The sequence below is a fragment of the Dankookia sp. GCM10030260 genome (assembly GCF_042666655.1).
Taxonomy (GTDB): domain Bacteria; phylum Pseudomonadota; class Alphaproteobacteria; order Acetobacterales; family Acetobacteraceae; genus Paracraurococcus.
Genome location: NZ_JBHTDE010000004.1, coordinates 165,891 through 190,886, shown reverse-complemented (window position 1 = coordinate 190,886; position 24,996 = coordinate 165,891). Strand labels below are relative to the sequence as shown.

The following is a 24,996-nucleotide window of genomic DNA, read 5'->3' as shown; positions in this document are numbered from 1 at the left end:
TCACGGCGCCGCCTCCGCTCGCATCATCGATTCGTGCGCCTGCGTCAGCAGCCAAGCCAAGGCGGGGTAGAGGCCGGCGGTGATCAGCGCCTGCCAGAAACCCGGCTGCACCGGCAGGACATGCCAGGCAAGCAAGGCCTGCAGCGCCCCGCCCATGGCCGCGGCGCCGGCGGTGAAGCCGCAGAAGGCCAGCCAGACCAGCAGGAAGGACTGCGTCACCAGGAAGCGCCGCCAGCGCGCCGCCAGCCCATGCACCACCAGCAGCACCAGCACCCCGATGCCGAGCGGCGCCGCGGTCAGCAGGTCCTGCAGCAGGCCAAGCCCGAAGACCGCCGGCGGCGGCAGGGCGGCGGGACGAAAGACCGACCAGAAGAAGACGCAGGGCAGTGCCGCCGCCGGGACCAGGCCGGGGACGCCGACCGGCGCGGCGGCCAGCACCAGCAGCACGGCGGTCAACCCGCCGGGCAAGATGGCGCGGGCCAGCGCGTCGATCTGCCACAACAGGCCGGACGCCGGGGCGGGCCGACCGCGCTTCATCGCCCGGCTACCGCTTCGCCCGCGGCTCGGGCCGCGCCACGGCCTCGGGCGGCAGGATGCCGCCCATGCCGTAATCGAACAGCCGCAGCACGTCGAGCCGGTCGAGCTGGGCGAAAAGCTCGATCTCCGCCGCACCGGATTCCGTCCAGCGCACCACGCCGACCGGCAGGCCGGCGGGGAAGGCATTGGCCTCGGCGCTGGTGACGAGGCGGTCGCCCTCCTGCGGCTGGGTGCCGGCGGGCCAGTATTGCAGCCGCGGCCGGGCGCCGTTGGTGCCGACCATCATGGCCCGCGCCCGGCTGCCTTCCAGCACCACCGGGATACGGCTGTTGATGTCGGTCGCCAGGACGACGCGGGCCGAGCGGGTGCCGACCTCGGTGACCCGCCCGGCCAGGCCGCGCTCGTCCAGCGCCACCTGGCCCTTGCGGACCGCATGGTTCGGCCCGGCGGCCAGCAGCACGGCGCGGGCATAGGTGCCGCCGCCATCGGCGACGACCCGGGCGGTGGTATAGGCCGGGGCGGCTTCCGGCACGAAGGCGAGCTGACGGCGCAGCAGGGCGTTCTCGGCTTCCAGCGCCAGCGCCGCGGCCTGCCAGCGATGCAGGCGGGCGTTCTCCTCGCGCAGCCGGGCGTTCTCGCCGCGCATCGCCAGCAGCGTGCCGGCTTCGCGGATGCCGTCGCGGACCGCGCCGACCGGCTCCTGCAACACCGCCCAAATGGGCGTCAGGGCATCGGCCAGCACCATCCGGGCCCGCTCCGCCAGCAGCGCATCCGCCTTGCCGAGCAGCATCGTGCCGAACGCCAGGGCGACCAGCAGCGGCAGCGAGAGGCGCGCGAGCGCCTGGCGCAGCGGGACGCTCAGGCGGATCACGGGGTGGGCTCGGGCCGCATGGGAGGCCTCACATCACGATCCCATCAATACATCGAGGTGAGCACCTGGCGAAGCCGTTTCATCTCCTCCAGCGCCCGCCCGGTGCCGAGCGCCACGCAGGACAGCGGCTCCTCCGCCACCACGACAGGCAAACCCGTGGAGGCGCGCAGCACCTCGTCCAGCCGGTGCAGCAAGGCACCGCCGCCGGTCAGCACGATGCCCTTGTCGACGATGTCGGCGGCGAGTTCGGGCGGGGTGTTCTCGAGCGCGACCTTCACCGCCTCGACGATGGCGCTGACCGGCTCGGCCAGGCTCTCGGCGATCTGCCGCTGGCTGACGATGACCTCGCGCGGCACGCCATGCATCAGGTCGCGGCCCTTGACCTCGATGACCGGCCCTTCCTCGCCGTCGTCGGGAATGGCGGCGGCGCCGACCGCCATCTTGATCCGCTCGGCGCTGCTCTCGCCGATCAGCAAATTGAACTGCCGGCGGATGTAGGAGATGATGGCCTCGTCCATCTTGTCGCCGCCGACCCGGACGCTGCGGGCATAGACGATGCCGCCGAGCGAGATGACGGCGACCTCCGTCGTGCCGCCGCCGATGTCGACCACCATCGAGCCGCTGGGCTCGGTCACCGGCAGGCCGGCGCCGATGGCGGCGGCCATCGGCTCCTCGATCAGCAGCACCTTCCGCGCCCCGGCGCTCTCGGCCGATTCCTGGATGGCGCGGCGCTCGACCGCGGTGGAGCCGCTGGGCACGCAGACAATGATCAGCGGCGAGGCGAAGCGGCGGCGGTTGTGCACCTTGCGGATGAAGTGCTTGATCATCTCCTCCGCCACCTCGAAATCGGCGATCACGCCGTCACGCAGCGGCCGGATGGCGGCGATGTTGCCCGGGGTGCGGCCGAGCATCTGCTTGGCCTCCTCCCCCACCGCCAGCACCTGCTTGCGGCCGCGATGGTCGGCGATGGCGACCACGGACGGCTCGTTCAGCACGATGCCCCGACCCTTCACGTAGACCAGCGTGTTGGCGGTCCCGAGGTCGATGGCCATGTCGGCCGAGAGGAAGCCGAACAGGCGAGAGAACATGCGAAGGAAACCTTCCACTCAGATGGCGTGACCCGCCGTGCCGGATCGTCGGTCCCGGGGCGGCCCGGGCGGGACGCCCCCGGGGCCCGCGTTCACGATTGCGGGGGGTCGGGCTGCGGGGCTGGCTTACCTGCCCGCTGTCCGGCGCTCAAGCCTTCTGTGCGCTTCTTCACAGAAACCGGTGCCGCGCACGCCGGCGTGGTCGGGACCCGGCGCAACCGCAGCGTAACGGGCAGCGTTCTCCCGACCCAACGACAAGGAGACGACGGATGCGCAAGTTCGCACTCGGCCTGCTGGCCCTTGGTGCGCTCGGGCTAGGCGGTTGCGGCTATTCGACGGGCGACCGGGCAGTGTCGGGCGGGTTGCTCGGGGCCGGCGCCGGCGCCGGCATCGGCGCGCTGACCGGCGGCAGTGCCGGCACCGGGGCGCTGATCGGCGGTGCCGCCGGGGCGGCCGGCGGGGCGTTGACCAGCGGGCGGGACGTCAACCTGGGCCGACCCGCCTGGCGCTGACCGGAGAGTACGGTCGGCCGGTTCGCCGACAGATGGACACCCGGCTTCAGGACAGCTCCGGGTACGAAGGTACAGTGCCGGGCACCTGGCTGGCGATCAGCGGAGCATGCCGCCGCCGAAAAAGCCCGGACGGAGACGGCATGGGCATCGATACAGTCGCCGTCCACCTGCAGGGCTCACCACGGCGTACAGAACTGGCCGAAGATCGAGAGCGCGGCATAGCCATCGCTGGCCACCCGCCAAGTGGCCCAGGTCCCGCTGTCCAACTTGCACACGCTGAACTCAAGCTAGCCGACCGGCTGGCTTTGGGCGACGATGTGGCGGGCATGCCGGGTCAAAGCTGGTCATCGGCCCGGCGAAGGACCGGTTCGGCGGTGGATTGAAACGCCCCCCCGGCCGGCATGGGCGCCGCGACGGCGGAGAGAAAGCCGCGACGCCCCTCGCCCTTAGGCTCCGCGTACCACGCCGAAAACCAGCGACAGGAGGAACAGCACGATGAAGATCGCAAACAGGATCTTGGCGATCCCGGCGGAGGCCGAGGCGATGCCGCCGAAGCCGAACAACCCGGCGACCAGCGCGACGACGAGAAAGATGAGGGTCCAGTAGAGCATGCGCGTCCTCCGTTGCGTGTACGGCCGGAGAACGCTGCCCTAACGCCGCGGTTGCCGATGCTCAACGAACCGGGAAGGTCGCGCCGCCGCCGGTCAAATCCGCGCTCAAACCGGCCGGACACCCCGCGTCACCGCCTGGAAGGTCGCCACCGCCAGGGTGGTGGGGTCGAAGGGCTTGGTGATGACGAAGGCGGGCTCCACCGCCTCCCCGGTCAACAGCCGTTCGGGGTAGGCAGTGACGAAGATCACCGGTGCGGTCAGGTGCTTCAGGATGCGGGCGACCGCGCTGGCACCGTCACCACCTGCGCCGAGGTTGATATCGGCCAGCACCAGGCCGGGCCGCTCGGCCTCGGCGATCGCCACCGCCTCAGCCTCGGTCGCGGCGATGCCGACGACGCTGTGGCCGCAGCGCTCCACCAGCTCCTGGATGTCGAGCGCGATGATCGGCTCGTCCTCGATGATCAGCACGCGGGTGGCGACGCCGGTGCGCAGGCTATCGCGGGCCAGGCGCAGTTCCAGTTCGGCCGTCGCCGGCAGGATCCGGCAGGCGGCCGCGGCGGCGGTCAGCGGCTGTTCCTCCAGCGCCGTCAGCAGCAGCAGCATGCGCTGCAGCAGCGACATGTCGGAGAGGTCGAGCGTCGCCGGCAGGTGCATGTCACGCAGCCGGTCGCCGATCGCGCCATAGAGTGCGGCGCGCGCTCCGGGGTCGACGGCGAGGCTCGCCGGCGGCGCCGCCAGCACCTGCTTCAGCGCCTCCGCCACCACCTCGTCGCCGCGCGACTGGCTGCCGGTGAGCGCGCGCGCATAGCGCCGCGCATAGGGCAGCGCCCGGATCAACGCGCCACGGTCCATTGCACTCATTGCGGTCAGGCCTCGACCGCTCTTCGGGTTGTCATCTTTGGCACAAGCCCGACGTCCTCGCTGCAATATGGTCTGGTTGATATTGAGCGTCCGGTGACCGAACAAGCCACGGATACGGGACTGCGGACCGCGCTCGCGGGATTGTTGCCCGAACTACGCGCCTTCGCCCGATTTCTCTGCGGTTCGCGCGCCGAGGCGGACGACCTGGTGCAGGAAGCGTTGGCGCGCAGCCTGCGCAGCCTCGACGCGCGCGAGGAGCCCGTGGAGGATCTGCGCGCCTGGTGCCTGGCCACCGTGCGCAACATCTTCCATGAGCAGCTGCGCGCGCGGAAGCGCGAAGCGGCGCGGCTGCACGACGCGCCGCCCGAGGATGCGGCGCCACCCCTGCAGGAATCGCCGGGCCAGATCCGCGACCTGGCACGGGCGATCGCCTCGCTGCCGCCACTGCTGCGGGAGGCGGTGATCCTGGTCGGCCCGCAGGGACTCTCCCACGTGGAGGCCGCGGCGATCTGTGGCGTGCCTGTCGGCACCATGAAGGCACGGGTGTCGCGGGCGCGAACCCAACTCGCCGTCGCTCTCGGCCGTGTGAATTCATAACGGAACCGCGATGCAACCCTTCCCCATCGGCGATCACCTGTCATCAGAAGCTCGCAGGGGATCGACCGATGGACGGCATGACCAAGACCCAGCCGCAGGACCTGAACACGAACCAGGATACGGAGACGGTACAGGCGAAGCCACGGCGCGGCGGCCCGGCCAGCGCGGAGTTCCACAAGCAGCTCGTCACCCTGTTGCCCAAGCTGCGGGTGCAGGCGCTGGCCTTGACCCGAAACCGCGCCGCGGCCGAGGATCTGGTGCAGGATGCGGTGGCGAATGCCCTCGCCGCGCAGGAGAGCTTCACTCCCGGGACCAACTTCGCCGCCTGGATGCACCGCATCCTGCGCAACCGCTTTATTTCAACTCTGCGCAAGCAGCGCGAGACCACGGACATCGACGACCTGCCGATGTCGGCCTTCGCGGTCAGCGGTGCGCATGACGACCGGATGGTGCTGAAGGAGCTCAGCCGGGCGCTCGGGCGGCTGCCGAGCGACCAGCGCGAAGCCCTGTTCATGGTTGTTCTGCAAGGACTTTCCTACGAGGAAGTGGCGCAGGCGACGGGCTGCGCGGTGGGCACCGCCAAGAGCCGCGTGTTCCGCGCCCGGCGCCAGCTACAGACCTGGCTGGCAGGCGAGGAGCGGTCCGAGCGGCAGTTGCCGCGCACGGAGCGTTCCGATGTCATCGGCATTGGCGAATACCGCGCCGGAGTCTAGGCTGCGATGATGCGGAGTGGGGTGGCGGTCCTCGACCGGGCCGCCGCCAGCCCGTCCTTCCTGGCAGCGGCGATGGGCAAGACGAACCAAAAGAAACCAGGCGATCCGGCCAAGGCCGGCGCGGAGCAGGAGGATGGGGAGGTGGACAACGCCTTCGACCTGTGGCTCCGTCGCGGGCTGCATCAGCTTTATGACACGGTCGCGAAGGAGCCGATCCCGGACGAGCTGCTCCGGATGATCGAGGAAGACCAACGAGCCAAAAAGGAATGAGGCGGGCGGCACCGGGCAGGACCGGTGCCGCGCCCCTGCGTCCTCAGGCGGTCAGCGCGGCCTGGAATTCCGGCGGCTTGGTCCGCTCGCGCTTCGCCAGCAGCTTGTTCAGCGCATGCACATAGGCCCGGGCCGATGCGACGATGGTGTCGGTATCCGACCCCTGACCGTCCACCAGCTTGCCGTTTTCCTCCAGCCGCACGGTGACGCGGGCCTGCGCGTCGGTGCCGCCGGTGACGCTTTGCACCGCGAACAGCTTCAGCGAAACGTCGTGCGGGAAGGCTTGGCGGATGGCGATGAAGGTCGCGTCCACCGCGCCGTCGCCGGTCGCCATGCCGTCGCGCCGCTCGCCGTCCACTTCGAGAGCCAGCGTCGCCATCGGCCGGACGCCGAGGCCGGTGGCCACCGTCAGGCCGACCAGCTTCACCCGGTCGTTGCCGCGGACCACCTCGTCGTCCACCAGCGCCGCCACGTCCTCGTCGTAGACCACCTTCTTGCGGTCGGCGATGTCCTTGAAGCGGCGGAAGGCGTCGTTCAGGGCGTTGTCGCCCATCTCGCCATAGCCCAGGGTCTTCAGCTTGTCGCGGAAGGCGGCCCGGCCGGAATGCTTGCCGAGCACCAGCGAATTGGTGGTCCAGCCGACGCTCTCGGGCGTCATGATCTCGTAGGTCGAGGCGTCCTTCAGCACGCCGTCCTGGTGGATCCCCGATTCGTGCGCGAAGGCGTTGCGGCCGACGACGGCCTTGTTCGGCTGCACGTCGAAGCCGGTGATGGTCGCCAGCAGCTTCGAGGTCCGCAGGATGCGCGGCGTCTGGATGTTGTTCTTGAAGGGCAGAGCGTCGCGCCGGGTGCGCAGCGCCATGGCGACTTCCTCGAGGCTGGCATTGCCGGCCCGCTCGCCGATGCCGTTGATCGTGCTCTCGATCTGCCGGACGCCGGCCTGGATGGCGGCCAGGGTGTTCGCCACCGCCATGCCCAGGTCGTTGTGGTTATGGGCAGAAAGCACGACCTTCTCGATGCCCGGGACCCGGTTGCGCAGGTCGCGGAAGATCCGCGCCATGTCCTCCGGCATCGAATAGCCGACGGTGTCGGGGATGTTGATGGTGGTCGCACCCGCCTTGATGGCGGCCTCGACGCAGCGGCAGAGGAAGTCGGGGTCGGAGCGGCTGCCGTCCTCGGCCGACCACTCGACGTCGTCGGAATGCTGCCGGCCCAGCGTGACGCTGGAGGTCGTCAGGTCCAGCACCTCCTCCGGCGTCAGCCGCAGCTTGACCCGCATGTGGAGTTCCGAGGTCGCCAGGACGATGTGGATGCGCTTGCGGGCGGCGGGCTTCAAGGCCTCGGCGCTGCGCAGGATGTCGGCCGGGTTGGCGCGGCCGAGGCTGGCGATGACCGGGCCGTCCTTCGAGAATTTCTGCGCGATCGACTGCACGCTCTCGAAGTCGCCGGGGGAGGCGATGGCGAAGCCGGCCTCGATCACGTCGACGCCGAGCTCGGACAGTTCCTCGGCCATGCGCAGCTTCTCCTCGAGGTTCATCGAGAAGCCGGGAGACTGTTCGCCGTCACGCAGCGTGGTGTCGAAGAAGATGATGCGGTCGTCGTCCAGCGTGCCGAAGCTGGGATGGGTGATGGCCATTGGGGCGTTCCTTGGTCTTCGTTTCGTTCAGCCGCGCGGGCGCATGGCAGCGCCCCAGGTTCCCCCTGAGCGATAACCGGCGGTCAGCCGGCCGTCACGCCCAGGGGCGGCTAAGTCGAAGGAGAAGGAGGGCGAGGAGCGCGCGCGCCGGACCGTCGGCGGGGAAGCCGCGAGTCCGGTCGGCAAGGGCGGCGCTGTGCTGCATGGCTGGTGCAACCTAGGCGGGCGGGGTGATGGCGTCCAGTGCGGAAATGGGCGGGCGGGACAAGGGGGCAGGCCGGCCCACGGCCCGCGTCGGCGACGACGGTTGCGCCCCCCCTTCCCTTCCCCTATAGCCCTCCGCTTCCCGCGGCCGGTCGGTATCGGCTGCGCCCCAGTTCATGAGCGCGCCATGAAGTCCGACATCCATCCCGAGTACCACGAGATCAACGTCATCATGACCGACGGGACCGCCTACAAGACGCGGTCCTGCATGGGCAAGGAAGGCGACACGCTGCGGCTCGACATCGACCCGAAGTCGCACCCGGCCTGGACCGGCATCCAGCGCGTGATGGACACCGGCGGCCAGGTCGCCAAGTTCAACAAGCGCTTCGCCAGCATCGGCACGCGCGTCAAGTAGGCTGCCCCCGGCCGCGGCCGGGACTTTTAAAATCGTCAGCGCCGCCCCCTTGACCGGGGGGCGGCGTTTGCCAATTCTAGGCTCGTCACGGGGCGCCCTGATGGGGTCTCGGACGTGGTTGCTTCCCTCGCGGTGCCCGATAGGGGCTGCATGGGGTGGGTGGCCACAGGCATCAACAGACCTTGCTTTCAGGGGGTTCTGGCTATGAACACACTCGATTTCTCTCCGCTGTTCCGTACCGCCATCGGCTTCGATCGGCTGGCCCGCCAGCTGGAGACCGCCCGCAGCGCCGGCGAGGCCCAGGGTTATCCCCCCTACAACATCGAGAAGACCGCCGAGGACAGCTATGTGCTGACCATGGCCGTCGCCGGCTTCGGCCCGGGCGACATCGATGTGGTGGCCCAGGATAACGTGCTGACCGTCGCCGGCCGCGCACCGCAGGCGCCGGAGACCGGCCGCTTCCTGCATCGTGGCATCGCCGGCCGCGCCTTCGAGCGTCGTTTCGTTCTCGCCGACCACATCGTGGTCGAGGGCGCGACGCTGGAGAACGGCCTGCTGCAGCTCGCGCTGAAGCGGGTGGTGCCGGATGCGCTGAAGCCGCGGCAGATCCCGGTCCAGGCCGGCCGGCCGCAGCCGCAGCCGCAGATCACGGCGAACGAGCAGGACGCCCAGGCCCGCGCCGCGTAGGCGATCGGGACAGGGATCTTGCGGGCCGGCGGGGCAACCCGCCGGCCCTTTTCGTGCGGGCTTTACTTGGCAGGTCATGGAATCCGCGCGCCGGCTCCGGCAGGCTGCGATCCATGGACGGATACCAGACCAGCCCATCCGCCGGCGCCCTGCTGGCCCAGGCCCGCCGCGCCCGGCGGCTGAGCCAGTTGGACCTGGCGCTGGAGACCGGCATCTCCACCCGCCACCTCAGCTTCGTCGAGACTGGCCGGTCGCGCCCGAGCCCCGGCCTTGTGCTGCGCCTGTGCGAGGTGCTGGAGGTGCCGCCGCGCGAGGCCGATGGCGTGTTGCTGGCCGCCGGCCACGCCCCGGCGCATCGCGAGACGCCGCTGGAGGCCCCGGCGATGGCCGAGGTGCTGGCGGCGCTGCGGCTGATCCTGGCGCGGCACGACCCGCTGCCGGCGGTGGCCTTCGACGCGGCCTGGGACATCGTGATGTTCAACCAGGCCTATGGCGGCGCGCTGGATGCCTGCCTCGCCGCCGGGGTGGAGCCGGCCGTGGGCACGGCCCCGCTGCCCCGCCTGGCGCTGCTGCCGGCGCCACGGCCGAACCTGCTGCGGCTGCTCTGCCACCCGGCCGGCGCCCGCCGCTTCATCGGCAACTGGCCGGAGGTGGCGCGCGCCCTGCTCGACCGGGTCCAGCGGGAGGCCCGGCTGCCGAGCGCCGACCCCGCACGGCGACCGCCGATCGAGGAAGCCCTGGCGCAGCCCGGCGTCGCCGCGCTGCTGCGCCAGCGCCCGCCCGGCGCGGCGGCGCCCCTGATCGTGCCGGTCGAGATGCCGGGGCCGACCCGCTTCCTGACCACGATCGCCACCCTGGGCACCGCCCAGGATCTGACGCTGCGCGAGTTGCGGATCGAGACCTACCACCCGGCCTGACTATTCCTTCGGACGTCGGAAGAAGGCATCCGCCGCGCCCCGATGCACCTGCTTCCTGGCGATGGCCGCTTCCACCCGGTCGATCTCCGCCCGCAGACGGCCGATGTAATCCTTCAGTTCCTCAACGTCCCAGCCATCGAGGACGGGCGGCACGAAGCCTTGGATGCGCCGTGGCGGGTCTTCTTCCATCATCGCATTCTCCTTTGCCTGCCGGGCTTTGACCCTGCGGGGGGGCGCCTCTATATGCCAGCCATTGCCGTGTCGGGGATGCCCGGCCCTCCCCGGCGCCGCCCAGAAGGTTCCGCTTCCATGACCCAGCCCCTGATGCCGAAGGCCACCGCCGTGTGGCTGATCGAGAAGACCTCCCTGACCTTCGAGCAGGTCGCGGATTTCGTCGGCATGCATCCGTTGGAAGTCCAGGCGATCGCCGATGGCGAGGTGGCGCAGGGCATCATCGGCTACGACCCGGTGTTGAACGGGCAGCTCAGTCGGCAGGAGATCGCGCGCTGCGAAGGCGATTCCGGCGCCCGGCTGCAGATCTCGGCCAACTCGCTGCCGATCCCGAAGCCGCGCGGCAAGGGCGCCAAGTATACCCCCGTGTCCAAGCGCAACGACCGGCCGGATGCCATCGCCTGGGTGCTGCGGCACTACCCGCATCTGACCGACGTGGCGGTGGGCAAGCTGCTCGGCACCACCAAGGAGACGATCGCCAAGGTGCGCGACAAGACCCATTGGAACAGCCCCAACATCAAGCCGCGCGACCCGGTCATCCTCGGGCTTTGCAGCCAGGGTGACCTGAACGCCGCGGTGGCCGCTGCCGGGGAACGGCCGCCGGGCACGCCGTTGCCGTCGATGGATGCCGAAGAGAGCATGGCCTGATCGGCGCCGCCGCACCTTAGGCGGTGCGGCGGCCCTTCTGGCGCAGCCTCAGTTCTGCCGCCGCAGCTTCTCGATCTCCTCCTTCAGCCGCAGTTTCTCGCGCTTCAGCCGGTTGAGCTCCGTATCGTTGGGCTTTGGCCGCCCGTCCTCCTCGCCGATCTGCCGGTCAAGCACCGCGTGCCGCTCCTCAAGGGACCGGATCCTCGGCGAAGTATTCATTCGGCATCTCCCTGCGTCCGTGAGGCGCGGTGGCTGGGCCCGGACAGCGCCGTGCTTTTGCGCCCGCGCCGGGGCATGGTAAGGGCGGCGGGGCAGCGAATGCATCCCCTTTCACTGCCCCGCCGTTCACCGCCGCCCCCTCTTTGCCGCCCTCCCTTTGCCGAGCGCATGCCCCGATGCTGGATGACCGCGATTCCCTGCTGCGCCGCCTGCATGAGATGCGGAGCGAGCATCGCGACCTCGACACCGTGATCGCCAGGCTCTCGGACAGCATCACCGATCAGCTCCAGGTCCAGCGGCTGAAGAAGCGCAAGCTGAAGCTGAAGGACGAGATCGCCTGGCTGGAAAGCCGGCTGCTGCCCGACATCAGCGCCTGAGCGCCGCCATGACCGCCAAGACCCCGCTGCCGCTGGTCGGCATCATCATGGGCAGCCGCTCCGACTGGGAGACGATGCGCCACGCCGCCGAGATGCTGGAGATGCTCGGCGTGCCGCACGAGACCCGGGTGGTCTCCGCCCACCGCACTCCCGGCCGGCTGGTCGACTACGCCGAGGCCGCGCGCGGCCGGGGCCTTAAGGTCATCATCGCCGGGGCCGGCGGGGCGGCGCATCTGCCGGGGATGGCGGCGGCGATGACGCCGCTGCCGGTGCTCGGCGTGCCGGTGGAAAGCCATGCGCTGAAGGGCATGGACAGCCTGCTGTCCATCGTCCAGATGCCTGGCGGCATCCCGGTCGGCACGCTGGCCATCGGCCGCGCTGGCGCGATCAACGCGGCGCTGCTGGCGGCCGCGATCCTGGCGCTGTCGGATGCCGCGCTGGCCGGGCGGCTGGATGCCTGGCGGGCGGCGCAGACCGCCGGCGTGCCCGAGGCAGCCTTCGACGCTCCCTTGCCATGACCGATGCCTTCACCGGCCGCTTCCCGCTGCCCCCCGGCGCCACCATCGGCATCCTCGGCGGCGGCCAGCTCGGCCGGATGTCCGCCCTGGCCGCGGCGCGGCTGGGCTATCGCTGCCATGTCTTCTCCCCCGAACAGGACGGGCCGGGCATGCAGGTGGCCGCCGCGGCGACCGTCGCGCCCTACGAGGACGCCGAGGCGCTGGCCGAGTTCGCCGCCGCCGTCGATGTCGTCACCTTCGAATTCGAGAATGTCCCGGCCGAGACCCTGGCGGCGATCGAGCCGCTGGTGCCCTGCCGGCCCGGGGTCGAGGTGCTGCGGATCTGCCAGGACCGGCTGCGGGAAAAGGAATTCCTGACCCGCGCCGGGGTGCCGGTGGCACCCTGGCGGGCAGTGCACAGCGAAGCGGACCTTGCCGCGGCGATCGCCGCGATCGGCCTCCCGGCGGTGCTGAAGACCACCCGCATGGGCTATGACGGCCGCGGCCAGGCGGTGCTGCGGGCGCCCGGGGACGCGGCGCCCGCCTACGCCCGGCTGGCGCCGAAGCCACTGATCCTGGAGGCCTTCGTGCCCTTCGTGGCCGAGCTTTCCGCGATCGCGGCGCGCGGCGCGGATGGCGCCGCGGCGGTCTACGACGCGGTGGAGAACCGCCATCGCGACCACATCCTCGACCTGAGCTTCGCCCCGGCCCGGCTGCCCGCCGCGGTGGCGGCGGCGGCCCGGGCGCATGCAGCCGCCGTGGCCCGGGCGCTGGACCTGGTCGGCGTCCTGGCGCTCGAGCTGTTCCTGCTGCCGGACGGCGCACTGCTGGGCAACGAGATCGCGCCGCGGCCACACAATTCCGGCCACTGGACCATGGACGGCTGCGCCGCCAGCCAGTTCGAGCAGCATATCCGCGCGGTGGCCGGCCTGCCGCTGGCCGCGCCCGACCGCCACCACGACGTGGTCATGCGCAACCTGGTCGGGCCGGACGGCATGGCGCGCTGGCCCGCACTGCTGCGGCAGGCCGGGGTGGTGCCGCATCTCTACGGCAAGTCGGAGGCACGGCCGGGCCGCAAGCTGGGCCACGCGAACCGGCTGCTGCCGCTTGGCAGCCTGGCAGCGATGGATGATTCGGCAGCCCTGTCGGGGCTGTGACCGAATTGCCATGCGACCCTGTGGCCGTCGCGCCACATTATCGCTTTTCTGGTTCGTAACGCCTGCCAATGCGCGTAAAGCGATGGTAGGGTCTTCTCACGCATCGACGGATTCGCCCCTTGGGCGCGGCTGGCGACGCGAAATCTTTGCCTGATCTGAACGAGGAGAGACGAGGATGACCCTCAAGAAGGCCCTTCTGGCCGCGACGATTCTGGCGCTGCCGGTGGCCGCGCAGGCGCAGCCCGTGTCGGGCCTCTATGTCGGCGCCGGCGCCGGCGTGAACTTCATGCAGGAGAGCAAGTTCAACGCTCTCGGCTACGGCGCGAAGATCGAGACCAAGCCGGGCTGGGCCGCGGTCGGCGCGCTCGGCTGGGGCTTCGGCAACGGCCTCCGGGCCGAGGTCGAGGGCAACTACCGCACCAACGACGTCGAGAAGAGCAAGGTCAACGGCGGCGGCACCGTCGGCGGCCGTGGCTCGCTGGCCAACTACGGCGTGATGGCGAACGTCCTCTATGACATCCAGACCGGGACGCCGTTCACGCCGTATGTCGGCGTCGGCGCCGGCTATGGTTGGCTCGAGACCAGCAAGTACCGCGCCAGCTCCCCCGCCCTGGGCCTCTCGGCGACCTCCGACGACTCCGCCGGTGCCTTCGCCTACCAGGCCATCGCCGGCCTCGGCTACAACCTCGGCGCGGGTCTGACCCTGACGACCGAGTATCGCTTCTACGGCACGGTCGATCCGAAGATCGACGGCGAGGTCCGCTCCGGCGCCGGCCCGGCCGGTACGGTGCTGCGCTCCGGCGAAGTCAAGCCGAGCAACTACAACCACTCCGTCCTAGTCGGCCTGCGCTACGCCTTCAACGCCGCGCCGGTTGCCGCCGCCCCGGTGGTTGCGCCGGTGGCCGCCCCGGCCCTGGCCCGCACCTACCTCGTCTTCTTCGACTGGGACAAGTACAACCTGACCGAGCGCGCCAAGCAGATCATCACCGAGGCCGCCGGCGCCGCCCGCAAGACCCAGACGACGCGCATCGAAGTGGCCGGTCATGCCGACCGTTCGGGCACGCCGGCCTACAACATGGGGCTCTCCCGTCGGCGCGCGGACGCGGTGGCTGCCGAGCTGGTGCGTCAGGGTATCGCCAAGAACGAGATCGCGGTCAGCTACTTCGGCGAGAGCCGTCCGCTGGTCCCGACCGCCGACGGCGTGCGTGAGCCGCAGAATCGTCGCGTCGAGATCGTCCTGAAGTAATCAGGCCGACCTTCACCAAGCTGACGGAAAGGGGCGCCGCAAGGCGCCCCTTTTTTCGTGTTCGGGGCGGCGATCGCCAACCGTAGGCCGGAGCCTTCCTGTGGTCCACCCGCAGCGGCCCCGGCCCTCCCGGACCGCGTCCTCCAGGGCTGTGACGATTTTGCCATGCCAGCCTGTGGCTTTATCGTCACATCGATGCGGAAATGGTCCATACCGTCTGCCATTGCCCGGCGGGCGATGATAGGTCTCGTCCCCACACCGTCGTGTTCGCATACCTTATACGTTCGACGGCGTGACAGTTGGTCGATTCAAGATCGAGGAGAGACGAGGATGACCCTCAGGAAGGGCCTTCTGGCCGCGACGATCCTGTCGCTGCCCCTGGCTGCTCAGGCCCAGCCCGTCACCGGGCTTTATGTCGGCGCCGGTGTCGGCGCCAATTTCCGGCTGGATCCGGACGGCGACTATTCCCGCTCGCTGATCTCGACGCTCGGCGCGCCGACCAACACCGCCAGCGGCACGGCCAAGATGAGCACCGAGCCCAACATCATGGGTGTGCTCTCGGTCGGCTGGGGCTTCGGCAACGGCCTGCGCGCCGAACTCGAAGGCAACTACCGCACCAACCAGGTCGACAGTGCCACCGTCCCGGGCCGCCCCGCGAGCAGCAGCAGCCCCTGGCTGAACACCTACGGCGCAATGGTCAACGTGCTGTACGACTTCCGCATGGGCTGGCCTGTGGTGCCCTACATCGGCGCCGGCGTCGGCTATGGCTGGAACGAGATCGAGAAGGGCACCACCATCGGCTTCCCCTCGACCCAGACCAAGGGCGAGTTCGCCTATCAGGGCATCGTCGGCCTGGCCTATGAACTCGGTCCGATGGTGCCGGGCTTGGCGATCACCCTCGAGGGCCGCTACTACGCGACGCTCGACCCCAGCTTCAAGGATGCCAGCCGCGTTTCGCCCACCGTGTCCCAGCAGGTCAACTGGAAGCCTGCGAACGAGAATGTCTCCGCCCTGATCGGCCTGCGCTACGCGCTCTATACCCCGGCCCCGCCGCCGGTGCCGGTGGTCGCGCCGGTCGCCGCCCCGGCCCTGGCCCGCACCTACCTCGTCTTCTTCGACTGGGACAAGTACAACCTGACCGACCGCGCCCGGCAGATCATCACCGAGGCGGCTGATGCCTCGCGCAAGGTGCAGACCACGCGGATCGAGGTGGCCGGCCACGCCGACCGCTCCGGCTCGCCGGCCTACAACCAGCGCCTGTCGCAGCGCCGCGCCGATGCGGTCGCGGCCGAGCTGGTCCGCCAGGGCATCTCCCGCAACGAGATCGCGGTCAGCGCCTACGGCGAGAGCCGGCCGCTGGTGCCGACCGCCGACGGCGTCCGCGAGCCGCAGAACCGTCGGGTCGAGATCGTCCTGAAGTAATCCGGCCGATTTCCACCGGGCTGCTGGGAAGGGGCGCCGCGAGGCGCCCCTTTCTGCGTTTCGTGGCCTGCGCGCCAGACACAGCTGTGCCCCGGCGGCCACAACGGGCTGCCATGCCGCCGGCGCGGCGAACCCGCGACGAGGCCCGATCATTCACCTACCGCACGCGGCCCGCAGGGGAACCGTTCTTCGGTTGCGACGCCGTGGCATCTCAGGGGACGGAGCGGGAATGAGCAGATTTCGACAGGCCCTGCTGGCAGCGACCAGCCTCGCGGCATCGGCGGCGCCATGGGGGGGAGCCCTGGCCCAGCCGGTCAGCGGTCTCTACATCGCCGGCGGCGGCGGCTGGAACCAGGTGCAGGACGCCGATATCGCGCTGCGCCGCGGCGGCTACCAATTGCCTGCCGATATCGACAATGCCGGGACCGCGCGGTTCGATGCCGGCTTCGTCGGCCTCGCCTCGCTCGGCTGGGGCTTCGGCAACGGCCTTCGGGCGGAGGTCGAGGGCAACTACCGGGAGAACGACGTCAACGCGATCGGCGGCTTCGACCTGTCGCCCTTCATCGGCACCAAGGGCAAGCAGCGCAGCTACGGCGCCATGGGCAATGTGCTCTACGACATCGACTTGGCACGGCTCGGCGTCGCCGGCAGCCCGGTGATCCCCTATCTGGGCTTGGGGGCCGGCTATGTCTGGACCGAATGGCAGGGCGTCCGCGCCGCCAGCGTGCCGAGCTTCAGCCGGCTGAGCCTGACCGCCGATGATTCGGACGGGCAGTTTGCCTACCAGGCCATCGCAGGTGTCGCCCTGCCGCTCGGGCAATACGGCCTGCGGGGCTTGTCAGTGACGGCGGAATACCGCTTCCTCGGCACCCTCACGCCGAAGATCCAGACCGAGTTGCGCCGGCCGGACAACAGCGTCGCCGACCGCGGCAAGGTGGAGCCGGACAACTACAACCACGCCGTCCTGGTCGGGCTGCGCTATGCGCTGTTCCAGCCGCCCCCGCCGCCCGCCCCGGTGGTGGCGCCGGCCATCCAGGCCCCGGCCCCGGCGCGGACCTTCCTGGTGTTCTTCGACTGGGACCGCGCCGACCTGACCGGCCGCGCCCGCGAGATCATCGGCGAGGCCGCGCAGAATGCCCGCCGCGCCGCGGTGACGCGGATCGAGGTGGCTGGCCATGCCGACCGCTCCGGCAGCCCGGCCTACAACCAGCGCCTGTCGCAGCGCCGCGCCGATGCGGTGGCCGGCGAGCTGGTCGCCCGCGGCATCGCCCGGGACGAGATCGCGGTCAGCGCCTATGGCGAGAGCCGGCCGCTGGTGCCAACCGCCGACGGGGTGCGCGAGCCGCAGAATCGCCGAGTCGAGATCGTCCTGCGCTGACCTGTGGCCTCGGCAGGGGCCCATATGTCCCAAACTTCGCCACCGGTGAAAAAAATGAGCTGATCGAGACATCAGCTCGTCCACCGCCTCACGCAACGGCGATCAGACCAGGAACTATGTGGCCATCGCAGCCGCCTATCGGCACAGGCGTACATTCCGATACAGTTTGAGCGGGACGCGGTTACTTGGCGTTTCGGGCAGGACATAAGGCGTGTCTTCTTGGACACAGCGCGATTCTGCTGCGGCTTGGACAGGGCTGCTCGCGCAGCCGTGGGGCCACCTGCCTCGGCTAATCTGCTCTACCTCCCCGGCGAACTGACGCGCCCCGCATCGCCGGCCCAGCCCCCACCGGGCCTGTGGCTCAGATGCAACAGCGCCAGGGCTTGCAACGGGCTCGATGAACCTCTGGTCCCGGATTTCTTTAGGCGAATGAGCGCATGTCGCCCGCGAACCGACCCCCCGGTCCCCGCGACAGGCGCCACGAACACGGAGATGCTGACAATGACTCTGAAAAGGGCGCTGCTGACAGCGACCATCCTGGCGGCTCCCCTGGTCGCGCCGCTCGCGGCCAGCGCCCAGCCGGTGACCGGCCTGTATATCGGCCTCGGCGCCGGTGCCAACTGGATCAACAACCCGTCCAAGTTCGACCTGAGCGGCGACAGCACGCCGGGCAATTTCGGCCTGCCCAGCAACACCACCATCAACAACGCGGGCAAGGCGAACTTCAAGGCCGGCTATGGCGGCGTCGCCAGCATCGGCTGGGGCTTCGGCAACGGCTTCCGGGCCGAAGTGGAAGGCAACTTCCGCGAGAACGAAGTCGACAGCATCCGCGGCTTCAACCTGGCCCCGATCGCCCGGACCGGTGGCTTCCAGCGCACCTACGGCGTGATGGCGAATGTCCTCTATGACTTCGACTTCGCCAACTTCGGCCTCGGCCAGTCGATCTTCCAGCCCTATGTCGGTGTCGGCGCCGGCTATGCCTGGACCGATTGGCGCAACATCCGCGGCCAGAGCGGTGCTCCGGGCCAGGGCGGCGCCGTGCTCTACGCCAACGACACCGATGCGCAGTTCGCCTATCAGGGCATCGTCGGCGTCGGCACCCCGCTGACCTGGCTGGGCGTCACCGGCCTGACCCTGACGGCGGAATACCGCTTCATGGGCACCCTGCAGCCCGAGATGTTCACCACCATCCGCAGCCCGACCAACAACCAGATCGGTGCGGCCGGCAAGGTGGAAGCCGACAACTACAACCACTCGGTCATGCTCGGCCTGCGCTACGCGCTGTTCCAGCCGCCGCCGCCGCCGCCGCCGGTTGCCGTCGCGGCCCCGGCCGTGGCGCCGGCCCCGGCGCGCACCTACCTGGTCTTCTTCGACTGGGATCGCGCCGACCTGACCGCCCGCGCCCGCGAGATCATCGCCGAGGCGGCCTCCAATGCCGGCCGGGTGCAGGCGACGCGGATCGAAGTGGCCGGCCACGCCGACCGCTCGGGCTCGCCCGCCTACAACCAGCGCCTGTCGCAGCGCCGCGCCGATGCGGTCGCGGCCGAGCTGGTGGCGAGGGGCATCTCGCGCAGCGACATCAGCGTCAGCGCCTATGGCGAGAGCCGGCCGCTGGTGCCGACCGCCGACGGCGTGCGCGAGCCGCAGAACCGCCGCGTCGAAATCGTCCTGCGCTAAGCCGCAGGCGTCCCGGGTCGGGATACCCGGGACGCCCTTGGCTTGGACGGGACATCGGGGGGCGGAATTGGGAAGGGGCGCCGCGAGGCGCCCCTTTTTCATGTCCGGATGCGAACCCGCCTCAAAGCACGTTGAACAGATAGAGCAGGATCAGGATCGGGATCGGGATGCCGAGGAGCCAGAGGAGAATGCCGCGCATGGTGACCTTCCGTTGCGTTCCGATGCGGCACCAACGCGGTCCCCGCCCCGACGCTCCCGGGCCGGCGCTTCCCGGCTTGCCGGCTCCATGCTTCGTGAATATGCCTGTCCCATAGGATGGAGGCGCGGATGCGGACGAGACGTGGGGCCCTCGCCCTTTTCGGCGGGGTTGGCCCCGCCTTGGCCCTGGCCCTGGCAGGCTGCGAGACCGATCCGAACGCGCCTTACCTGTGGGGCATCGGCGACCCGGTGCGCGGCGCGGCGCTGCGGGCGCCGCGCAATTTCGGCGAGCCAAGCCGCTGGGCCGACAATCCGGCCAACGCTACGGTGGCGGTGGAGCAGCAGGAGTTCCTTGCCAGCGAGTTGGCAACCGATCCGCGCTACGCGCCGGTGCTCAACCCGGCGGTGCTGCAGACCCTGCAGCAGGGTCGCGCCGAGATGCGCGACTATCTGGGCATCCCGGCCAGCGCCGACCCGCAGGCGGTGATCGAGGCGATGCGCCGGGCCGGCGCCGCGCTGCGCGCCGGCAACCAGGCCGGGGCGGAGGCGGCGTTGAGCGGCCCGGCCTTCCCGGCCGGGCCGCAGGCGGTGCTGGCGAAGCTGGGCGCCATGCCGCGGCTGCCGCAGACGGTGGCGGCGGCCGGGATGGTGGCCTCGGACTTCGACCGGCTCGACCGGCGGCGGTAGTGCATGAGGCGTTCGGCTTCGCTCACGCAGCATGCCTTACCGCCTGCTAGGCCGCGCGATTGAGGCTCCGCGGCGATTCCGCCCAAAGCCATCGCGCCCTAGGCGCGGGCGGCAGCCCGCCCTTCGCCTCAGAAGGCGATCAGCTGCCGCACCACATGGCCGCCCTTCAACCGCGCGAAGCCGTCGTTGATCTCGTCGAGCTTCAGCGTGCTGCTGATCAGGTGGTCCAGCTTCAGCCGACCCTGCTGCCACATGGTCAGCAGCCGCGGCATGTCGGTGCGGAAGTGGTTGGACCCCATGGAGGAGCCCTGAATCTTCCGCTCGCGCAGGAAGTCGAAGCCATGCAGCTCGATCTTCTGGCCGAAGGGGACCATGCCGACGATGGTGGCCGTGCCGCCCGGCCGCAGCATGGCGAAGGCCTGCTCGGCGGTCTTCTTCAGGCCCAGCGCCTCGAAGCTGTACTCGACGCCGCCGCCTGTCAGGTCCTTCACCGCCTGCACCGGGTCGTCGTTCCCCACCAGCACGGTGTCGGTGGCGCCCATGACCTTCGCCAGTTCCAGCTTCTCCGGCAGGGTGTCGAGCGCGATGATGCGGGAGGCGCCTGCCAGCGCCGCGCCGTTCACCGCCGAGAGCCCGACGCCGCCGCAGCCGATCACGGCGACCGTCGAGCCGGCCGGGACGCGGGCGGTGTTGATCACCGCGCCGACCCCGGTGATGACGCCGCAGCCGACCAGCGTCGCGCGGTCGAGCGGGATGTCGCGGTCGATCTTCACCAGGGCATTCTCGTGCACCACCATCTGCTCGGCGAAGGCCGAGAGGTTGAGGAACTGGTGCATCACCTCCCCGCCCTTCCAGGACAGCCGGCGCGACTGGCCCGGGACCATCTTCACCGTGGTGTCCTCGCACAGCACGGTGCGGCCCGAGGTGCATTGCTGGCAGGCGCCGCAGAAGACCGACAGGCAGCCGATCACGTGGTCGCCGGGCGAGAGGTAGGTGACGTCGGACCCCACGGCCTCGACCACGCCGGCGACCTCATGCCCCGGCACGGTCGGCATCGGGTGGGGGTAGAGGCCCTCGATGAAATGCAGGTCGGAATGGCAGAGCCCGGCGAAGGCGGTGCGCACCAGCACCTCCCGTGCCCGGGGCTTCTGCAGGGTGACCTCCTCGATCGTCAGCGGCTCGTTCGCCGCGTGCAGGACCGCTGCCTTCATGGGATGCCCTCTCCTCCTCCGGCCGCGTCATTGCCTTCGCGCGACGGGTAGCGCGCCATTCTGCGCCGGCGGTATAGGCTGCGCCAGAAGGCAGATGCAGGAGGAAACCAATGCCCGATCTTCTGGTGACCGAGGAAGCCGGTGTCGCCACCCTCACCATGAACCGGCCGGACAGCCTGAACGCGCTCGGCGGCGACATGCTGACCGAGATGCTGGAGGCGCTGACGCGGATCGCCGGCGACATGTCGGTCGGCTGCGTGGTGCTGACCGGTGCCGGCCGCGGCTTCTCGGCCGGCGGCGACATGAAGTCGCGCGCGACCGGCGCCGTGCCGATCCTGGACGGCACGCGGGAGGAAGCGCAGATGCGCCTGCGCGTCCGCATGGAGGCGTCGCGCATCCTGCACGAGATGCCGAAGCCCACCATCGCCATGGTGAACGGCGTGGCGGCCGGCGCCGGGATGTCCCTGATGCTGGCCTGCGACATGCGCATCGGCGGCGCCAGCGCGCGAATGGGCACCGCCTTCGGCAAGATGGGCTTTTCCGGCGACTTCGGCGGCCACTGGTTCCTCAACCGCCTGGTCGGGCCGGCCAAGGCGCGCGAGCTCTACTTCACCGCCGAGGTGATCGACGCCGCCGAGATGCATCGGCTCGGCCTGCTGAACAGGCTGGTCGCCGATGCCGAGCTGGCGACGACGACCATGGCCCTGGCGAAGCAGCTCGCCGCCGGCCCGCGCGTCGCCTGGCACCACATGAAGCGCAACATGCAGGTCGCCGAGCAGGGCACGCTGTCGGACGCGCTGGATGTCGAGGCCTTCGGCATGACCCGCTGCCGCGACACCGAAGACCACCGCGAGGCACTGAAGGCCTTCGCCGAGAAGCGCCCGCCGGTGTTCAGCGGGCGCTGAGGCCTGGGGAGGGAGAGCATTCCCTCCCCGACCGCCGCGCGGCGCGTGCCGACGCGGGAAGGCAGAGGAAGGCTGGACGCATGCGTCCAACGGGGAGTCAGCGCCTCCCCCGCCTCGCTAGGCGTCGAGGTTCCAGCAATCGACATCCCACTTCCACGCACCGCCTTCCTGCTTCCACAGCACCACGTACTTGACCGTGACCGGCGGTGCCCCGGGCTTGGTGAAGATCTCGCCGCGGCCGAGCTCGGTCGCGCGATCGCCGGCGACGGTCAGCTCCAGGCTGGTGAGTTTCGCGCCGGTGACGCCGAGTGCGCCCGCGGCACCCTTCCAGTAGTCGATGATCCCGGGGATGCCGGTGATGGCGGGCACGCCGGGCGAGAACAGCCGCGCGCCCGCGGTATAGACCCGGGCCAGGGCGGCGAAGTCACCCTTGCCCATCGCATCCTCCTCGAAGATGCGGTTGGTGTCGCGGAATGCCTCATGGGCCATGGCTGCCTCCCTTGCATGCCGGCGCAGCTTGCACCGGCTCCTGCGGAGGCATGTTCAAGGCTCCGCGACGAGGCTTGGCCGCCCCGGCGGCGCCGAGACCTGTTCGCCCAGATGCGCGTCCCGCCGTCGCCCCGCACCCGGCATCGATCGGGCCCGGCCGCGTGGTGCAGCGCCGTCTGGGCACGAAGGACGTGGCCGTGCCCGCCGCCCTGGCGGCTGTACCGGGTCCGCCCGCGTCGCGCTTCGCTCCGACCGCGCCGCTGCTTCGTCTCAGCGGTCCGGCTTTTGGCCCTGACGGGTGGCGTCCTGCTCGGCGAGGATGCGGTCCTGCGCCGCCTTGCCGGCCTCTGCCGTGGCCGCCTGGTGGTCGCCCGCATGGTCCTGGTGCGGACCGGGCCCTTTCGGGCTGATGCCGGCGGGCGAGACCGGCGGCAATGGGGCCTTCGACATGGACGTTCTCCGTGCTGGCGTCTGACCTGGCCCGAACGCCCCCCTACCGCGGGCTGTTCCCAAGGTATTTGTCCCCTGGCTTTCCACCGTCCCGCACCCCATACCGGCGGCATGTCCGCCACCCCCACCATGGGCGCCCCGATGCCCGGCGGCCGCGCCTGGCTGAACAGCCTGTTCGTCGATCACGCCCTGCTGCGGGTGTCCTGGCGCAATTGGGGCGTGGTCGAGCCTGGCCGGCTCTACCGGTCCAATCACCCGCTGCCCTGGCAACTGCGCGACGCGCAGCACCGGTTGGGGCTGCGGACCGTGATCAACCTGCGCGGCGAGCGGGTCGATTGCGGCTCCGACCGGCTCGGCCGCGCCGCCGCCGCCGCCGCCGGCCTGGTGCATGTGGATGCGCCCTTCGAGAGCCGCGGCGCGCCGCACAAGGACCGCATCCTCCGCCTTGCCGAGATCTTCGCGACTGTCCCGGAGCCGGTGCTGATCCATTGCAAATCCGGCGCCGACCGCACCGGCCTGGCGGCCGGCCTGTGGCTGCTGCTGCAAGGCCGGCCGGTCGACCAGGCGATGGCGCAGCTCACTTTGCGGCATGGCCATATCCGCCAGGGCAAGACCGGCATCCTTGATGCCTTCTTCGCGCGCTACGCTTCGGCGACGCGGGAGGCGCCGAAGCCCTTCCTGGACTGGCTGCGGGAGGATTACGACGAGGCGGCGCTGAAGCGCGACTTCACCTCGCAGCCTTGGGCCGACCGGCTGCTGGACGGGATCCTGCGGCGGGAATAGCGGCGGCGGATCGCCGCAGGGCAGCAGCGCCCGGAGGCTGCCTCGGCCGCGGCAGGCCTGCCCTACAGCAGGCCGAATTTCAGCCCCAGGCGGTGGAGCGGCCCAACCAGCAGGTTGCACAGCACCGTGCGGGTCAAATGGAAGCCGAGCACCAGCGGCACCGCCAGTTCCAGCGCCTTGGCGGTCAGCGCCATCTCCGGCATCCCACCCGGCGCCATCCCGAGGATCAGCGCCGGCACCGGCAGCCCGGCCGCAACCGCCATGCCCCAGGCGATCACCGTCAGCAGCAGCGACAGCACCACCGAGGAGATCACCGCGGCCACCGCCAGCCGGCGCGAGGACAGCAGGAAGCTCTTGGTCAGCCGCGTCCCCAGGGAGGCGCCCATCGCCACCTGCGCCGCGTTGAGCAGGACGATGGGCACACCCGACGGCAGGTGCCCGGTCGCCGCCAGCCCGATCGCCATGCCGCATGGCCCCAGCATCCAGGGATTGGCCAGCCCCGCGCGGCGCAGCGGCCAGGCCAGGGCAAGCCCGCCGGCCGCCATAGCCAGCAGCCCCGGCCACCAGAAGGGCTGCCGCGGTGCCATGAATTCGCCGAAGGCGCCATGCGGCGCCAGCCAGCCGAGCAGCGGCGGAAAGGTCAGCACCACGACCAGCACCCGCATGGTCTGCGCCAGGGTCACCGTGGCGACGGAGGCCTTGGCGTCCTGCGCCAGCATCGCCATGACGATCACCCCGCCGGGCACGGCGCAGAAGAAGCCGGTCTGCGAATCCGTCCCCGCCAGCCGGGTGAACAGCCGGGCCACGACGAAGCCGGTGGCGATGGCAACGATTCCGCCCAGCAGCAGCACCGGCAACGCGCCGCTGACCGCGGCCAGCACCGGGCCGGAGAAGGTGGCGCCGAGCCCGAGGCCGAGGAAGACCAGGCCGGTCGGCCGCGCCCAGCCGATCACCGCCACCGGCCGGTGCCAGGCGAGCGTCGCCGTCGCCAGCATCGCGCCGATCATCCAGGCCAGCGGCACGTGCAGCAGCGCCAGCAGCCCGCCGCCGAGCGCGGCGATCGCGGTGGTGAGGAGTTGGGTCGGGAGGGTCCGCAAGGTCCGCCGACCTTCGCGCCGGCGCCCCGATCCGTCAAACCGCCGCCGCTTCAGGCTTCCTTCATGCTTTGTCCAGAAAATCGGGACGGAGCAGCCATGACCCCCCTCACCCCCCTTCCGCCGCCCCGCGCGGCGGCCCCCCCGAGCGAAGCAGTCCCGCCGCAGGCCGCGGCGCGTGCGTCCAGCGACTCCACGCCGGCTGCCTCGCCTGGCCTGCCGAACCCGTCGCTGCGGTTGGATCCGGCGCTTGGGCTGGTGGTGCTGGAATTCCGCGACGGCGCCGGGCGGACCGCGACCTTGCCGACGGAGCGCGAACTGGACGCTTACCGGAACGCCGGCGGCCGGCCCGAGCCGACGCCACCACCACCGGCCGCCGGCACGGCGCCGAAGCCGGGCGAGTAGGCA

Annotated in this window: 31 protein-coding genes; 19 read left to right on the top strand and 12 right to left on the bottom strand. The window is 70.6% G+C overall.

What is annotated here, in order from left to right:
- The 3 genes from ACFQS7_RS16515 to ACFQS7_RS16505 are packed head-to-tail and all read right to left on the bottom strand — an operon-like array spanning nt 1 to nt 2,496.
- Entirely contained in the window at nt 1-537 is a 537-nt protein-coding gene (locus ACFQS7_RS16515) for a rod shape-determining protein MreD (protein ID WP_380068203.1), read from the bottom strand.
- Between the two features lie 7 nt (nt 538-544).
- Nucleotides 545-1,408, bottom strand: a complete 864-nt coding sequence (gene mreC / locus ACFQS7_RS16510) for a rod shape-determining protein MreC (RefSeq protein WP_380068202.1) — start codon at nt 1,406-1,408, stop codon at nt 545-547.
- A 44-nt stretch (nt 1,409-1,452) separates the two neighbouring features.
- On the bottom strand, nt 1,453-2,496 hold the full coding sequence (locus ACFQS7_RS16505) for a rod shape-determining protein (protein WP_380068201.1): 1,044 nt from the start codon (nt 2,494-2,496) through the stop codon (nt 1,453-1,455).
- Nucleotides 2,497-2,765: 269 nt separating this feature from the next.
- Here ACFQS7_RS16505 and ACFQS7_RS16500 point away from each other — a divergent pair, with 269 nt between their 5' ends.
- The gene (locus tag ACFQS7_RS16500; RefSeq protein WP_380068200.1) at nt 2,766-3,008 is read left to right on the top strand and encodes a YMGG-like glycine zipper-containing protein; all 243 of its coding nucleotides are present in this window, start codon (nt 2,766-2,768) and stop codon (nt 3,006-3,008) included.
- 446 nt (nt 3,009-3,454) lie between these two features.
- Here the strand turns inward: ACFQS7_RS16500 and ACFQS7_RS16495 are convergent, their stop codons facing one another.
- Both ACFQS7_RS16495 and ACFQS7_RS16490 read right to left on the bottom strand, forming a co-directional pair.
- Nucleotides 3,455-3,619 (bottom strand): DUF1328 domain-containing protein, encoded by a 165-nt coding sequence (locus tag ACFQS7_RS16495; protein ID WP_380068199.1) that lies wholly within the window; start codon nt 3,617-3,619, stop codon nt 3,455-3,457.
- A 105-nt stretch (nt 3,620-3,724) separates the two neighbouring features.
- Nucleotides 3,725-4,480 (bottom strand): PhyR family response regulator anti-anti-sigma factor, encoded by a 756-nt coding sequence (locus tag ACFQS7_RS16490; RefSeq protein WP_380068198.1) that lies wholly within the window; start codon nt 4,478-4,480, stop codon nt 3,725-3,727.
- 93 nt (nt 4,481-4,573) lie between these two features.
- Between ACFQS7_RS16490 and ACFQS7_RS16485 the strand changes: the two genes are divergently transcribed.
- The 3 genes from ACFQS7_RS16485 (at nt 4,574) to ACFQS7_RS16475 (ending at nt 6,060) form a co-directional block, all read left to right on the top strand.
- Nucleotides 4,574-5,077: a sigma-70 family RNA polymerase sigma factor gene (locus ACFQS7_RS16485; RefSeq protein WP_380068197.1), complete on the top strand. Its 504-nt coding sequence runs from the start codon at nt 4,574-4,576 to the stop codon at nt 5,075-5,077.
- 68 nt (nt 5,078-5,145) lie between these two features.
- Nucleotides 5,146-5,790 carry a sigma-70 family RNA polymerase sigma factor gene (locus ACFQS7_RS16480; RefSeq protein WP_380068196.1) on the top strand — a complete coding sequence of 215 codons (645 nt, stop codon included), beginning with the start codon at nt 5,146-5,148 and terminating at the stop codon, nt 5,788-5,790.
- 72 nt (nt 5,791-5,862) lie between these two features.
- Entirely contained in the window at nt 5,863-6,060 is a 198-nt protein-coding gene (locus tag ACFQS7_RS16475) for a hypothetical protein (RefSeq protein WP_380068386.1), read from the top strand.
- A 43-nt stretch (nt 6,061-6,103) separates the two neighbouring features.
- Here ACFQS7_RS16475 and ACFQS7_RS16470 read toward each other — a convergent pair whose 3' ends face one another.
- Nucleotides 6,104-7,696: a 2-isopropylmalate synthase gene (locus ACFQS7_RS16470; RefSeq protein ID WP_380068195.1), complete on the bottom strand. Its 1,593-nt coding sequence runs from the start codon at nt 7,694-7,696 to the stop codon at nt 6,104-6,106.
- A 391-nt stretch (nt 7,697-8,087) separates the two neighbouring features.
- On the opposite strand from ACFQS7_RS16470, the gene rpmE reads away from it, so the two are divergent.
- The 3 genes from rpmE (at nt 8,088) to ACFQS7_RS16455 (ending at nt 9,919) form a co-directional block, all read left to right on the top strand.
- Nucleotides 8,088-8,315, top strand: a complete 228-nt coding sequence (gene rpmE, locus ACFQS7_RS16465; protein ID WP_380068194.1) for a 50S ribosomal protein L31 — start codon at nt 8,088-8,090, stop codon at nt 8,313-8,315.
- A 204-nt stretch (nt 8,316-8,519) separates the two neighbouring features.
- On the top strand, nt 8,520-9,002 hold the full coding sequence (locus tag ACFQS7_RS16460) for an Hsp20 family protein (RefSeq protein ID WP_380068193.1): 483 nt from the start codon (nt 8,520-8,522) through the stop codon (nt 9,000-9,002).
- Between the two features lie 113 nt (nt 9,003-9,115).
- Nucleotides 9,116-9,919, top strand: coding sequence for a helix-turn-helix domain-containing protein (locus ACFQS7_RS16455; protein ID WP_380068192.1), 804 nt, complete (start codon nt 9,116-9,118; stop codon nt 9,917-9,919).
- On the opposite strand, the gene ACFQS7_RS16450 is transcribed toward ACFQS7_RS16455, so the two are convergent.
- Nucleotides 9,920-10,111: a DUF1192 domain-containing protein gene (locus ACFQS7_RS16450; protein ID WP_380068191.1), complete on the bottom strand. Its 192-nt coding sequence runs from the start codon at nt 10,109-10,111 to the stop codon at nt 9,920-9,922.
- A 117-nt stretch (nt 10,112-10,228) separates the two neighbouring features.
- Between ACFQS7_RS16450 and ACFQS7_RS16445 the strand changes: the two genes are divergently transcribed.
- Nucleotides 10,229-10,798: a DUF1013 domain-containing protein gene (locus ACFQS7_RS16445; protein ID WP_380068190.1), complete on the top strand. Its 570-nt coding sequence runs from the start codon at nt 10,229-10,231 to the stop codon at nt 10,796-10,798.
- A 48-nt stretch (nt 10,799-10,846) separates the two neighbouring features.
- On the opposite strand, the gene ACFQS7_RS16440 is transcribed toward ACFQS7_RS16445, so the two are convergent.
- Nucleotides 10,847-11,017 carry a YdcH family protein gene (locus ACFQS7_RS16440; protein ID WP_380068189.1) on the bottom strand — a complete coding sequence of 57 codons (171 nt, stop codon included), beginning with the start codon at nt 11,015-11,017 and terminating at the stop codon, nt 10,847-10,849.
- Between the two features lie 176 nt (nt 11,018-11,193).
- Between ACFQS7_RS16440 and ACFQS7_RS16435 the strand changes: the two genes are divergently transcribed.
- From ACFQS7_RS16435 to ACFQS7_RS16400, 8 genes are all read left to right on the top strand, one after another.
- Entirely contained in the window at nt 11,194-11,394 is a 201-nt protein-coding gene (locus tag ACFQS7_RS16435) for a YdcH family protein (protein ID WP_380068188.1), read from the top strand.
- A gap of 8 nt (nt 11,395-11,402) precedes the next feature.
- Entirely contained in the window at nt 11,403-11,912 is a 510-nt protein-coding gene (gene purE, locus ACFQS7_RS16430) for a 5-(carboxyamino)imidazole ribonucleotide mutase (RefSeq protein ID WP_380068187.1), read from the top strand.
- Nucleotides 11,909-13,048, top strand: coding sequence for a 5-(carboxyamino)imidazole ribonucleotide synthase (locus ACFQS7_RS16425; protein ID WP_380068186.1), 1,140 nt, complete (start codon nt 11,909-11,911; stop codon nt 13,046-13,048). The genes purE and ACFQS7_RS16425 overlap by 4 nt, the downstream gene beginning before the upstream one ends.
- 175 nt (nt 13,049-13,223) lie before the next feature.
- Nucleotides 13,224-14,294 (top strand): OmpA family protein, encoded by a 1,071-nt coding sequence (locus ACFQS7_RS16420; RefSeq protein ID WP_380068185.1) that lies wholly within the window; start codon nt 13,224-13,226, stop codon nt 14,292-14,294.
- A gap of 330 nt (nt 14,295-14,624) precedes the next feature.
- Nucleotides 14,625-15,716: an OmpA family protein gene (locus tag ACFQS7_RS16415; protein ID WP_380068184.1), complete on the top strand. Its 1,092-nt coding sequence runs from the start codon at nt 14,625-14,627 to the stop codon at nt 15,714-15,716.
- 229 nt (nt 15,717-15,945) lie between these two features.
- The gene (locus ACFQS7_RS16410) at nt 15,946-17,094 is read left to right on the top strand and encodes an OmpA family protein (protein ID WP_380068183.1); all 1,149 of its coding nucleotides are present in this window, start codon (nt 15,946-15,948) and stop codon (nt 17,092-17,094) included.
- 501 nt (nt 17,095-17,595) lie between these two features.
- Nucleotides 17,596-18,771 (top strand): OmpA family protein, encoded by a 1,176-nt coding sequence (locus ACFQS7_RS16405; protein ID WP_380068182.1) that lies wholly within the window; start codon nt 17,596-17,598, stop codon nt 18,769-18,771.
- Between the two features lie 327 nt (nt 18,772-19,098).
- Nucleotides 19,099-19,656: a hypothetical protein gene (locus tag ACFQS7_RS16400; protein WP_380068181.1), complete on the top strand. Its 558-nt coding sequence runs from the start codon at nt 19,099-19,101 to the stop codon at nt 19,654-19,656.
- Nucleotides 19,657-19,784: 128 nt separating this feature from the next.
- On the opposite strand, the gene ACFQS7_RS16395 is transcribed toward ACFQS7_RS16400, so the two are convergent.
- Nucleotides 19,785-20,867, bottom strand: a complete 1,083-nt coding sequence (locus ACFQS7_RS16395; RefSeq protein ID WP_380068180.1) for a Zn-dependent alcohol dehydrogenase — start codon at nt 20,865-20,867, stop codon at nt 19,785-19,787.
- Nucleotides 20,868-20,977: 110 nt separating this feature from the next.
- Between ACFQS7_RS16395 and ACFQS7_RS16390 the strand changes: the two genes are divergently transcribed.
- Nucleotides 20,978-21,772, top strand: a complete 795-nt coding sequence (locus ACFQS7_RS16390; protein ID WP_380068179.1) for an enoyl-CoA hydratase — start codon at nt 20,978-20,980, stop codon at nt 21,770-21,772.
- Between the two features lie 117 nt (nt 21,773-21,889).
- Here ACFQS7_RS16390 and ACFQS7_RS16385 read toward each other — a convergent pair whose 3' ends face one another.
- Both ACFQS7_RS16385 and ACFQS7_RS16380 read right to left on the bottom strand, forming a co-directional pair.
- On the bottom strand, nt 21,890-22,261 hold the full coding sequence (locus ACFQS7_RS16385) for a nuclear transport factor 2 family protein (protein ID WP_380068178.1): 372 nt from the start codon (nt 22,259-22,261) through the stop codon (nt 21,890-21,892).
- A gap of 270 nt (nt 22,262-22,531) precedes the next feature.
- Complete coding sequence (locus ACFQS7_RS16380; protein WP_380068177.1) at nt 22,532-22,711, bottom strand: hypothetical protein; 180 nt, start codon at nt 22,709-22,711, stop codon at nt 22,532-22,534.
- Between the two features lie 111 nt (nt 22,712-22,822).
- On the opposite strand from ACFQS7_RS16380, the gene ACFQS7_RS16375 reads away from it, so the two are divergent.
- A complete protein-coding gene (locus ACFQS7_RS16375; RefSeq protein WP_380068176.1) occupies nt 22,823-23,494 on the top strand; it encodes a tyrosine-protein phosphatase in 672 nt (223 codons plus the stop codon).
- A 62-nt stretch (nt 23,495-23,556) separates the two neighbouring features.
- Here ACFQS7_RS16375 and ACFQS7_RS16370 read toward each other — a convergent pair whose 3' ends face one another.
- A complete protein-coding gene (locus ACFQS7_RS16370) occupies nt 23,557-24,591 on the bottom strand; it encodes an AbrB family transcriptional regulator (RefSeq protein ID WP_380068175.1) in 1,035 nt (344 codons plus the stop codon).
- A gap of 234 nt (nt 24,592-24,825) precedes the next feature.
- Here ACFQS7_RS16370 and ACFQS7_RS16365 point away from each other — a divergent pair, with 234 nt between their 5' ends.
- The gene (locus ACFQS7_RS16365) at nt 24,826-24,993 is read left to right on the top strand and encodes a hypothetical protein (RefSeq protein WP_380068174.1); all 168 of its coding nucleotides are present in this window, start codon (nt 24,826-24,828) and stop codon (nt 24,991-24,993) included.
- Nucleotides 24,994-24,996: the final 3 nt, after the last annotated feature.

Bases quoted from the DNA above. Each gene is read 5' to 3' on its own strand.
- ACFQS7_RS16450 (WP_380068191.1), bottom strand. From the start codon at position 10,111: ATGATGGAAGAAGACCCGCCACGGCGCATCCAAGGCTTCGTGCCGCCC.
- ACFQS7_RS16460 (WP_380068193.1), top strand. From the start codon at position 8,520: ATGAACACACTCGATTTCTCTCCGCTGTTCCGTACCGCCATCGGCTTC.
- purE (WP_380068187.1), top strand. From the start codon at position 11,403: ATGACCGCCAAGACCCCGCTGCCGCTGGTCGGCATCATCATGGGCAGC.
- ACFQS7_RS16480 (WP_380068196.1), top strand. From the start codon at position 5,146: ATGGACGGCATGACCAAGACCCAGCCGCAGGACCTGAACACGAACCAG.
- ACFQS7_RS16490 (WP_380068198.1), bottom strand. From the start codon at position 4,480: ATGAGTGCAATGGACCGTGGCGCGTTGATCCGGGCGCTGCCCTATGCG.
- ACFQS7_RS16435 (WP_380068188.1), top strand. From the start codon at position 11,194: ATGCTGGATGACCGCGATTCCCTGCTGCGCCGCCTGCATGAGATGCGG.
- ACFQS7_RS16455 (WP_380068192.1), top strand. From the start codon at position 9,116: ATGGACGGATACCAGACCAGCCCATCCGCCGGCGCCCTGCTGGCCCAG.
- ACFQS7_RS16505 (WP_380068201.1), bottom strand. From the start codon at position 2,496: ATGTTCTCTCGCCTGTTCGGCTTCCTCTCGGCCGACATGGCCATCGAC.
- ACFQS7_RS16495 (WP_380068199.1), bottom strand. From the start codon at position 3,619: ATGCTCTACTGGACCCTCATCTTTCTCGTCGTCGCGCTGGTCGCCGGG.
- ACFQS7_RS16375 (WP_380068176.1), top strand. From the start codon at position 22,823: ATGTCCGCCACCCCCACCATGGGCGCCCCGATGCCCGGCGGCCGCGCC.
- ACFQS7_RS16390 (WP_380068179.1), top strand. From the start codon at position 20,978: ATGCCCGATCTTCTGGTGACCGAGGAAGCCGGTGTCGCCACCCTCACC.
- ACFQS7_RS16385 (WP_380068178.1), bottom strand. From the start codon at position 22,261: ATGGCCCATGAGGCATTCCGCGACACCAACCGCATCTTCGAGGAGGAT.
- ACFQS7_RS16380 (WP_380068177.1), bottom strand. From the start codon at position 22,711: ATGTCGAAGGCCCCATTGCCGCCGGTCTCGCCCGCCGGCATCAGCCCG.
- ACFQS7_RS16415 (WP_380068184.1), top strand. From the start codon at position 14,625: ATGACCCTCAGGAAGGGCCTTCTGGCCGCGACGATCCTGTCGCTGCCC.
- rpmE (WP_380068194.1), top strand. From the start codon at position 8,088: ATGAAGTCCGACATCCATCCCGAGTACCACGAGATCAACGTCATCATG.
- ACFQS7_RS16500 (WP_380068200.1), top strand. From the start codon at position 2,766: ATGCGCAAGTTCGCACTCGGCCTGCTGGCCCTTGGTGCGCTCGGGCTA.
- ACFQS7_RS16410 (WP_380068183.1), top strand. From the start codon at position 15,946: ATGAGCAGATTTCGACAGGCCCTGCTGGCAGCGACCAGCCTCGCGGCA.
- ACFQS7_RS16395 (WP_380068180.1), bottom strand. From the start codon at position 20,867: ATGAAGGCAGCGGTCCTGCACGCGGCGAACGAGCCGCTGACGATCGAG.
- ACFQS7_RS16400 (WP_380068181.1), top strand. From the start codon at position 19,099: ATGCGGACGAGACGTGGGGCCCTCGCCCTTTTCGGCGGGGTTGGCCCC.
- ACFQS7_RS16440 (WP_380068189.1), bottom strand. From the start codon at position 11,017: ATGAATACTTCGCCGAGGATCCGGTCCCTTGAGGAGCGGCACGCGGTG.
- ACFQS7_RS16470 (WP_380068195.1), bottom strand. From the start codon at position 7,696: ATGGCCATCACCCATCCCAGCTTCGGCACGCTGGACGACGACCGCATC.
- ACFQS7_RS16515 (WP_380068203.1), bottom strand. From the start codon at position 537: ATGAAGCGCGGTCGGCCCGCCCCGGCGTCCGGCCTGTTGTGGCAGATC.
- ACFQS7_RS16475 (WP_380068386.1), top strand. From the start codon at position 5,863: ATGGGCAAGACGAACCAAAAGAAACCAGGCGATCCGGCCAAGGCCGGC.
- ACFQS7_RS16405 (WP_380068182.1), top strand. From the start codon at position 17,596: ATGACTCTGAAAAGGGCGCTGCTGACAGCGACCATCCTGGCGGCTCCC.
- ACFQS7_RS16425 (WP_380068186.1), top strand. From the start codon at position 11,909: ATGACCGATGCCTTCACCGGCCGCTTCCCGCTGCCCCCCGGCGCCACC.
- ACFQS7_RS16445 (WP_380068190.1), top strand. From the start codon at position 10,229: ATGACCCAGCCCCTGATGCCGAAGGCCACCGCCGTGTGGCTGATCGAG.
- ACFQS7_RS16420 (WP_380068185.1), top strand. From the start codon at position 13,224: ATGACCCTCAAGAAGGCCCTTCTGGCCGCGACGATTCTGGCGCTGCCG.